An 8,524-nucleotide genomic window follows, 5' to 3' on the forward strand; every position below is an offset into this window, starting at 1 on the left:
GCCGTGCGCCTCCACGGCGTCCACCTCGGCGGGTGTCAGTCCCGCCTCGGCGAGTGCCTGCCGGATCACCCGCTGCTGCGAGGGGCCGTTCGGCGCGGTGAGCCCGTTGGAGGCGCCGTCCTGGTTGACGGCTGTGGCGCGGATGATGCCCCGGACCTCGTGGCCGTTGCGCACGGCGTCGGAGAGCCGTTCCAGCACCAGGACGCCGACGCCCTCGGACCAGGCGGTGCCGTCGGCGCCGTCGGAGAATGCCTTGCACCGGCCGTCGGGAGCGAGACCGCCCTGGGCGGAGAACTCCACGAAGGAATCGGGGCTGGACATCACGGAGACTCCGCCCGCGATCACCAGGGAGCACTCCCCGGCGCGCAGCGCCCGGCCGGCCCAGTGCAGGGCCACCAGCGAGGACGAGCAGGCGGTGTCGACGGTGACCGCCGGGCCTTCCAGTCCGAGCGCGTAGGAGAGCCGGCCGGACATGACGCTCGCGGTGTTGCCGGTGGCCGCGTATCCCCGTACGTCGGTGGCGGAGCGGCGCAGTACGTCGACGTAGTCCTGGCCGTTGGTGCCGACGAACACGCCGGTGGTGGAGCCGCGCAGCCCCGACGGGTCGATCCCGGCCCGCTCCAGCGCCTCCCAGGTGGTCTCCAGCAGCAGCCGCTGCTGCGGGTCCATGGCGAGGGCCTCACGTGGTGAGATCCCGAAGAAGCGGGCGTCGAAGTCGGCGACCCCGGTGAGGAATCCGCCCTGGAGTGTGTCCGAGGCGCCCGCGCCGAGTGCCTCGATGTCCCAGCCTCGGTCGGCCGGAAACGCGGTGATGCCGTCCCGGCCCTCGGTGAGCAGCTTCCACAGCTCCTCCGGCGAGTCGGCCCCGCCGGGGAAGCGGCAGCTCATGCCGACGACGGCGATCGGGTCGTCGTCCGAGGCACGGGCCGCCGCGACGGGCGCCGCCGTCCGGGGCAGTGTGCCGAGCAGTTCGGCCAGCAGGAAGTCCGCCAGCTCGCGCGGTGTCGGCAGATCGTAGACGAGCGAGGCGGGCAGGCTCAGCCCGGTCAGGGCGGCGAGCGCGTTGCGGAGTTCGAGCGTGGTCAGCGAGTCGAAGCCCAGATCGCGGAAGGCCCGGTCGTCCTCGATGTTCCGCTCGTCGGAGTGGCCGAGCACGGCGGCCACCTGGGCGCGCAGCAGGCCGAGCACATGTCCGGCGCGTTCGGCCTCGGGCAACTCCGCGAGCCGGCGCCGCAGTTCGGGTTCTCCCGCGCCGGCGCCGGCGGGCGCGGCGGAGCGCCGTACCTCTGGCAGGTCGCCGACGAGCGGCAGCGGGCGGCTCGCGGCGAAGGCGGGCAGGAAGCGGCCCCAGTCGATGTCGGCGATCGCGAGGGTGGTGTCGTCGTGCTCGACCGCCCGGAGCAGCGCGCGGACGGCGGGTTCCGGCGCGAGCGGCTCGAATCCGCCGCGCCGTACGCGGCTCTCGATCCCGGTGGCGTCGGCGGCCATGCCGGATCCGGCCCAGGGGCCCCAGGCGACGGAGAGCGCGGTGAGGCCATGGGCGCGCCGGTACTCGGCGAGCGCGTCCAGACAGGCGTTGGCGGCGGCGTAGTTGCCCTGTCCCGCCGCGCCGATGACACCGGCGGTCGAGGAGAAGAGCACGAACGCCGAGAGATCCAGCTCGGCGGTCAGCTCATGGAGATGGTGGGCCGCGACCACCTTGGAGCGCAGGACGGCGGTGAAACCGTCCGGGGTCAGCGCGTCGACGGTGGTGTCCTCGACCACGCCGGCCGTGTGGATCACCGCGGTGAGCGGCGCGTCCTCGGGGACGGCGGTGAGCAGGGCGGCCAGCGCGTCGCGGTCGGCCACATCGCAGGCGGCGATGGTGACCCGGGCGCCCAGTTCCTCCAGTTCGGCGCGGAGTTCCGGCGCGCCGGGAGCGTTCTCGCCGCGTCGGGCGGCGAGCAGCAGATGGCGGGCGCCCTCGCGGGCGAGCCCGCGGGCCACATGCCCGCCGAGCGCGCCGGTGCCACCGGTGATCAGGACGGTGCCCGCCCGGTCGAACGGCCGCGGCGGGCCGTCCGCCCCGTCCGCTCCGGCAGGGCTGTGGGCGAGGCGCCGTACGAAGACCCCGGAGGCGCGTACGGCCGTCTCGCTCTCACCGTCCGTACCGGCGAGGACGCTCCTGAAGCGGCGGGCGGCCTGGCCGTCGAGCCGCTCGGGCAGGTCGACGCAGCCGCCCCAGCGGCCGGGCTGTTCGAGGGCGACGGTACGGCCGAGTCCCCAGACGGCGGCCTGGTCGAGGCCGGTCACGTGCTCGGAGCGGCCGACGGAGACCGCGCCACGGGTGACGTTCCACAGCGGCGCGTCGATCCCCGCGTCGCCGAGCGCCTGCACGGCGACGGTGGTCAGGGTGAGGGCGGCGGGCACCTCGGGGCGGACCCCGCCGTCCGGGCCCACGAGCGCCAGCAGGGACAGCACACCGGTGAACCCGCCGTCCCCGGCGCGACCTTCCGTGAGCCGGGCGGCCAGTTCGGCCCGGTCGGTCCCGGTGACCTCGACCAGGACGGTCGGCGCGCCGAGGGCGGCGACGACCTCGGCGGACCAGGCCGCGTCCTGCGTACGGGCCGGTGTCAGCACGAGCCAGCGTCCGAAGAGCGCGGCGGGCGCGGTGGAGCCGGTCCGCGGTTTCCAGGCGACCTTGTAGCGCCAGGCGTCCACGGCGGACTGCTCGCCGCGGCGGCGGCGCCACGCGCCGAGGGCGGGGACCATCGCGGTGACGGTGGATTCGTCCAGCCCGAGCGAGGCGGCGAGCGCCGTCACATCGTCGCGCTCGACGGCCGACCAGAACTCGGCGTCCACCGCGCCGGCGGCGCCCTGCGCGCCCGGGGCCGCGCCGGCCGGAGCCTCGGGCCAGTAGCGCTCACGCTGGAAGGCATAGGTGGGCAGGGCGATCCGGCGCGCTCCGCTGTCGGCGAAGTACGCGCGCCAGTCCAGTTCCATGCCGTTCACCCGCGCACCCGCCAGCGCGGTGACGAGCGCCGCTGCCTCCGGGCGGTCACCGCGCAGGAGCGGCAGCAGGACCGTACGGGGCTCCTCGGCGAGGCTGTCGCGTGCCATGCCGCAGAGCACCCCGTCCGGGCCGAGTTCCAGGAAGGTCCTGACGCCGCCCTGGGCGGAGAGCCAGCCGATCCCGTCGGCGAAGCGGACGGTGTCCCGGACATGGCGGACCCAGTACTCCGGGGAGCACACCTGGTCGTCGGTGGCGAGCGTGCCGGTCACATGGGAGACGAGCGGGATGACCGGCGGACGGTACGTGAGACTCCGCGCCACCCGGGCGAAGTCCTCCAGCATCGGGTCCATCAGCGGGGAGTGGAAGGCATGGCTCACCCGCAGCCGCCCGACCTTGCGCCCCTCGGCCTCGAAGGACGCGGCGAGGGCGAGGACGGCGTCCTCGCTCCCGGCGACCACCACCGAGGAGGGCCCGTTGACGGCCGCGATCGAGACCGTGCCCCCGGTGCCGTCCGCTTCCGCGAGCAGCGGCAGGACCTCGTCCTCGGCGGCCTGGAGGGAGACCATCGCGCCGCCCCCGGGCAGGGCCTGCATCAGCCGGCCGCGCGCGGCCACCAGGGCGCACGCGTCCGGCAGGGAGAGCACACCCGCGGCGTGCGCGGCGGCGAGCTCACCGATGGAGTGCCCGGCCAGATAGTCGGGCGTGATGCCCCAGGACTCGGCGAGCCGGAACAGCGCGACCTCGACGGCGAACAGCGCGGGCTGCGCGTAGCCGGTCCGGTCGAGCAGGGCGCCCTCCGGCGAGCCCTCGGCGGCGAACAGGATCTCGCGCAGCGGCCGGTCCAGCTCACCGTCCATATGGGCCAGCACGGCGTCGAGCGCGTCCGCGAAAGCGGGGAAGCGCCCGTACAGCTCCTGTCCCATGCCCACGCGCTGGCTGCCCTGTCCGGTGAACAGGAACGCCGTACGGCCACGGCCCGTGCCGCCGCCCCGCAGCACGCCCGGTCCCGGCAGTCCGTCGCGCAGGGCCAGCAGACCGCGCAGCAGTTCGCCGCGCTCCCGCGCCACGACGGCCGCGCGGTGCTCCAGGCTCGCCCGCGAGGTGGCCAGGGAGAAGGCGAGATCGGTGAGCTGGATCCCGGGCCGCTCCTCCACCAGGGCGAGCAGCCGGCCCGCCTGGGCGCGCAGCGCCGCCTCGCTCCGGGCCGAGACCAGTACGGGCACGGTGTCGGGCGCGGCGTCCGTCGCGGCCTCCGTTGCGGGTTCGCGGGAGTCGGCGGGCTCCGGCGCGGGCTCCTCGGCAGGCGCCTGTTCGAGGATGGTGTGCACATTGGTGCCGCTGATGCCGAACGAGGAGACGGCGCCGCGCCGGGGACGGCCGGTGGCCGGCCAGTCGGTCTCCTCGGTCAGCAGATCGACGGCCCCCGAGGACCAGTCGACATGCGAGGACGGGGTGTCGGCATGGAGCGTCCTGGGCACGACGCCCTGCTGGAGCGCCATGACCATCTTGATCACGCTCGCGGCGCCGGAGGCCATCTGGGTGTGCCCGATGTTGGACTTGACCGAGCCGAGGAGCAGCGGCCGCGCGGGGTCCCTGTCCTGGCCGTAGGTGGTGAGCAGGGCCTGGGCCTCGATCGGGTCACCCAGCGCGGTGCCGGTGCCATGGCCCTCGACGACGTCGATCTCGGCCGGACGGAGTCCCGCGTTGGCGAGGGCCTGGCGGATGACCCGTTGCTGGGACGGGCCGTTGGGCGCGGTGAGTCCGTTGGACGCGCCGTCCTGGTTGACGGCGCTGCCGCGCACCACGGCCAGTACGTGATGACCGTTGCGCCTGGCGTCGGAGAGCCGTTCGAGCAGGACGAGACCGACGCCCTCGGCGAGTGTCATTCCGTCGGCGCCGTCGGCGTACGCCTTGCAGCGGCCGTCGGCCGCGAGCGCCCGCTGCCTGCTGAAGCCGACGAAGGAGAGCGGGGTGGACATGATGCTCACTCCGCCGGCGAGCGCGAGGGTGCTCTCACCGTTGCGCAGCGACTGGCAGGCGAGATGCATCGCGACGAGCGAGGACGAGCAGGCGGTGTCGAGCGTGACGGCCGGGCCCTCGAAGCCGAAGAGGTACGACACCCGGCCGGAGAGCACGCTGGAGAGCGTGCCGGTGATCGCGTGGCCCTCGGAGCCCTCGGCCGCGCCGGGCACGGCGGAGGCGTAGTCCTGGTAGCTGGCGCCCACGAAGGTGCCGGTCATGCTGCCGCGTCGGCTCACCGGATCGATCCCGGCGTGCTCGAATGCCTCCCAGGCCGTCTCCAGCAGCAGCCGCTGCTGCGGATCCATGGAGACCGCCTCGCGCGGCGAGATCCCGAAGAACCCGGGGTCGAAGTCGGCGACGTCGTGGAGGAATCCGCCCTGGACGGAGTAGGTCCTGCCCTGCCGGTCGGGATCCGGGTCGTAGAGCGCTTCGGCGTCCCAGCCCCGGTCGGCGGGAAAGCCGGAGATGGCGTCGCCGCCCTCCCTGACGAGCCGCCAGAGCTCCTCGGCCGAGGCGACTCCGCCGGGATAGCGGCAGCTCATACCGATGACGGCGACCGGGTCGTCGTCGGTGGCGGAGAGCGCGGCGGTCGCCGGTCCCGCGGTCACCGTACGGGCGCCCGCCATCTCGTTCCCGAGGAAGGCGGCCAGCGCGGCGGGACTGGGATGGTCGAAGACCATGGTCGTCGGGAGCGTCAGTCCGGTGACGGACGCGAGACGGTTGCGCAGCCCGACCGCCGTGAGCGAGTCGAAACCGACCTCGCGGAAGGCGCGCTGGTCCGGCAGGGCGTCGGGCGACGAGAGGCCCAGGACGGCCATGGCCTCGGTACGGACCGTCTCCAGCAGCAGCCGCCCTTGCTCGGCCGGCGGGAGCGCGCGCAGCCGGGTCATGAACGCGCCCTCGGCGACGGTGCCGGTGGACCGTTCGGCGGCCTCGGTGATCCTCCGTACCTCCGGCACCTCGGCGAAGAGCGTGCTCGCACGCCCGGAGGTGAAGACGGGGTAGTAGGTCTCCCAGTCGATGTCGGCGACCGCGACGGCGGTCTCCTCGTCGTCCAGGGCGCGCTCGAGTCCGCCGAGCGCGAGCTGCGGGGCCATGAACTCCAGCCCGCTGCGCCGGATCGTTCCCGGATCGACCCGGCCGAGGTGGAGATCGTCGGCCCAGATGCCCCAGGAGAGGGAGAGAGCGGGCAGCCCGCGGGCCCGGCGGTGGGCGGCGAGCGCGGCGAGATGGGCGTTGCCCGCCACATAGGCGGCGTGCGCGCCGCTGCCCCACATCCCGGCGGTGGACGAGTAGAGGACGAAGTCGTCCAGTTCGTCGTCGTCGAGGAGTTCGTCGAGCACCTGGGCACCGGTCACCTTGGCGTGCATGACCCGGGCGAAGGCGTCGAGATCCGTCTCGGCCAGCGTGTGGAGCTCGATCAGCGCGGCGGTGTGCACGACGGTGCGTACGGTGCGGCCCTCGGCCCTGAGCGCGGCCAGCAGCGCGGCGACGGCGTCGCGGTCGGTCACATCGCAGGCGGCGACGGTCGCCTCGGTGCCCGACTCGGCCAGTTCGGCGACGAGTTCGGCCGCGCCCGGGGCGTCCATGCCCCGGCGGCTCATCAGCACCAGATGTCCGGCGCCCCGCGCGGCCAGCCAGCGTGCCAGATGCGGCGCGAGCGTGCCCGAACCACCGGTGACGAGCGTGGTGCCGCGAGGGCTCCAGTCGCGGGCGGGCGCACGGTCGCCGGCCGCGGCACGCACGATACGGCGGGTGAACACCCCCGAGGGCCGGACGGCGAGCTGGTCCTCCTCGCCGAGCGCGCCGGCGAGGGCCGACACGAGCCGCCCGGCCGCCCGCTGGTCGACGGTGGCGGGCAGATCGATGACACCGCCCCAGCGCCCGGGGTGCTCCAGGGCCGTGGTCCAGCCCACGCCGGCGATCTGTGCCTGGACGGGCGAGACGAGCGTGTCGGAGCGGCCGGTGGAGACCGCGCCCCGGGTCAGGAACCACAGCGGCGCGTCGATTCCCGCGTCGCCCAGCGCCTGGACGAGCGAGACGGTCAGCGCCAGCCCGAGGGTCAGGCCGGGATGGCGTGCTGACGGGTTCTCGGCGGCGGCGAGTGTCGAGACGATCCCGGAGAAGCCCGCGAGCCCGGCGCTCCCACCGGAGCCGCCGATCTCCTCCGTCCGCCCGGCCTCCTCCGTACGACCGGCCTCCTCTGTCCGGCCGGCCTCATCGGCTCGGCCGGTCCCGTCGGTCGAGCCGCTCCCGTGCCGTCCGGCGTGCTCGGCCAGCAGCGCGGCGAGGGCCTCGCGGTCCGTGGACGACTCGCCCAGGACGAGCCGTCGTACCTCGGCGCCATGGCCGCTCAGGGCTCCGACGACGTCGCTGTCGTCGTGGGCCTCGGCGGAGACCACCAGCCAGACTCCGGACAGCGGTGCCGCAGGGACCGTGCCGACCGGTGTCCAGGATTCCCGGTAGCGCCAGGAGTCGACGGTGGAGCGGTCCCGGCGTGACCTGCGCCAGGAGGAGAGCGCGGGCAGCACGGCCGCCACCGAGTCCTCGTCGGTGCCCAGGGCGGAGGTCAGCGCGGACAGGTCCTCCTCCTCCACCGCCGTCCAGAACTCCGCGTCCAGGGGATCCGCCGCGAGCGCCCGGTCCGGTACGGGCGGTACGGCCCAGAGCTGTTCGCGCTGGAAGGCATAGGTGGGCAGATCCACGCGCCGGGCGCCGGTGTCCGCGAAGAGGACGCGCCAGTCGACCTCCACCCCGCGTACGAACAGTTCGGCGGCGGACAGTACGAGGCGCGAGAGGCCGCCCTGGTCGCGACGGAGCGTTCCGCCGACGACGCCCGGCTCCGCGGTCTCGTCGATCATGTCCTGTACCGGCATGGTCAGTACGGGATGCGAACTGACCTCCACGAACTTCCGGTGGCCCGCGCCCAGCAGCTCACGGATCCCGTCGGCGAAGAGCACGCGCTGCCGCAGATTGCGGAACCAGTACTCCGCCCCCATCTCCTCCGTGTCCAACCAGCCCCCCGTCACCGTCGAGAAGAAAGGCACTTCGGCCCTACGGGGACGCACCGGACCCAGCGCATCGAGAAGCTCCTCGCGCAAACCCTCCACCTGCGCGGAATGCGACGCGTAGTCCACCGCGACACGACGAACCCGGATCCCCTCGCCCGACAGTTCGGCGAACAGCCCGTCCAGCGCCTCGGGATCACCGGAGACCACCACGGAACGCGGACCGTTGACGGCGGCAACGGAGATCCGGCCGGGCCACGCCTCAAGCCGGCCCTCCATCTCGGCCACCGGCAGCGGCACCGACATCATCCCGCCATGCCCGGCCAGACGACGACCGATCGCCTGACTCCGCAACGCCACCACCCGCGCACCGTCCTGGAGCGACAACGCACCCGACACCACAGCAGCCGCGATCTCACCCTGCGAGTGACCGACGACCGCGTCGGGCTCCACCCCGCAGGAACGCCACACCTCCGCCAGCGACACCATCACCGCGAAGGAA

Annotated in this window: 1 protein-coding gene; it reads right to left on the bottom strand. The window is 74.1% G+C overall.

Going from position 1 to position 8,524, the window contains the following annotated elements:
* A partial coding sequence (locus BFF77_RS09475) for a type I polyketide synthase (RefSeq protein WP_141698400.1) occupies positions 1 to 8,524 on the bottom strand: 8,524 nt, incomplete at both ends.

Origin of the sequence: Streptomyces lushanensis (genome assembly GCF_001700515.1) — a bacterium.
GTDB lineage: Bacteria > Actinomycetota > Actinomycetes > Streptomycetales > Streptomycetaceae > Streptomyces > Streptomyces lushanensis.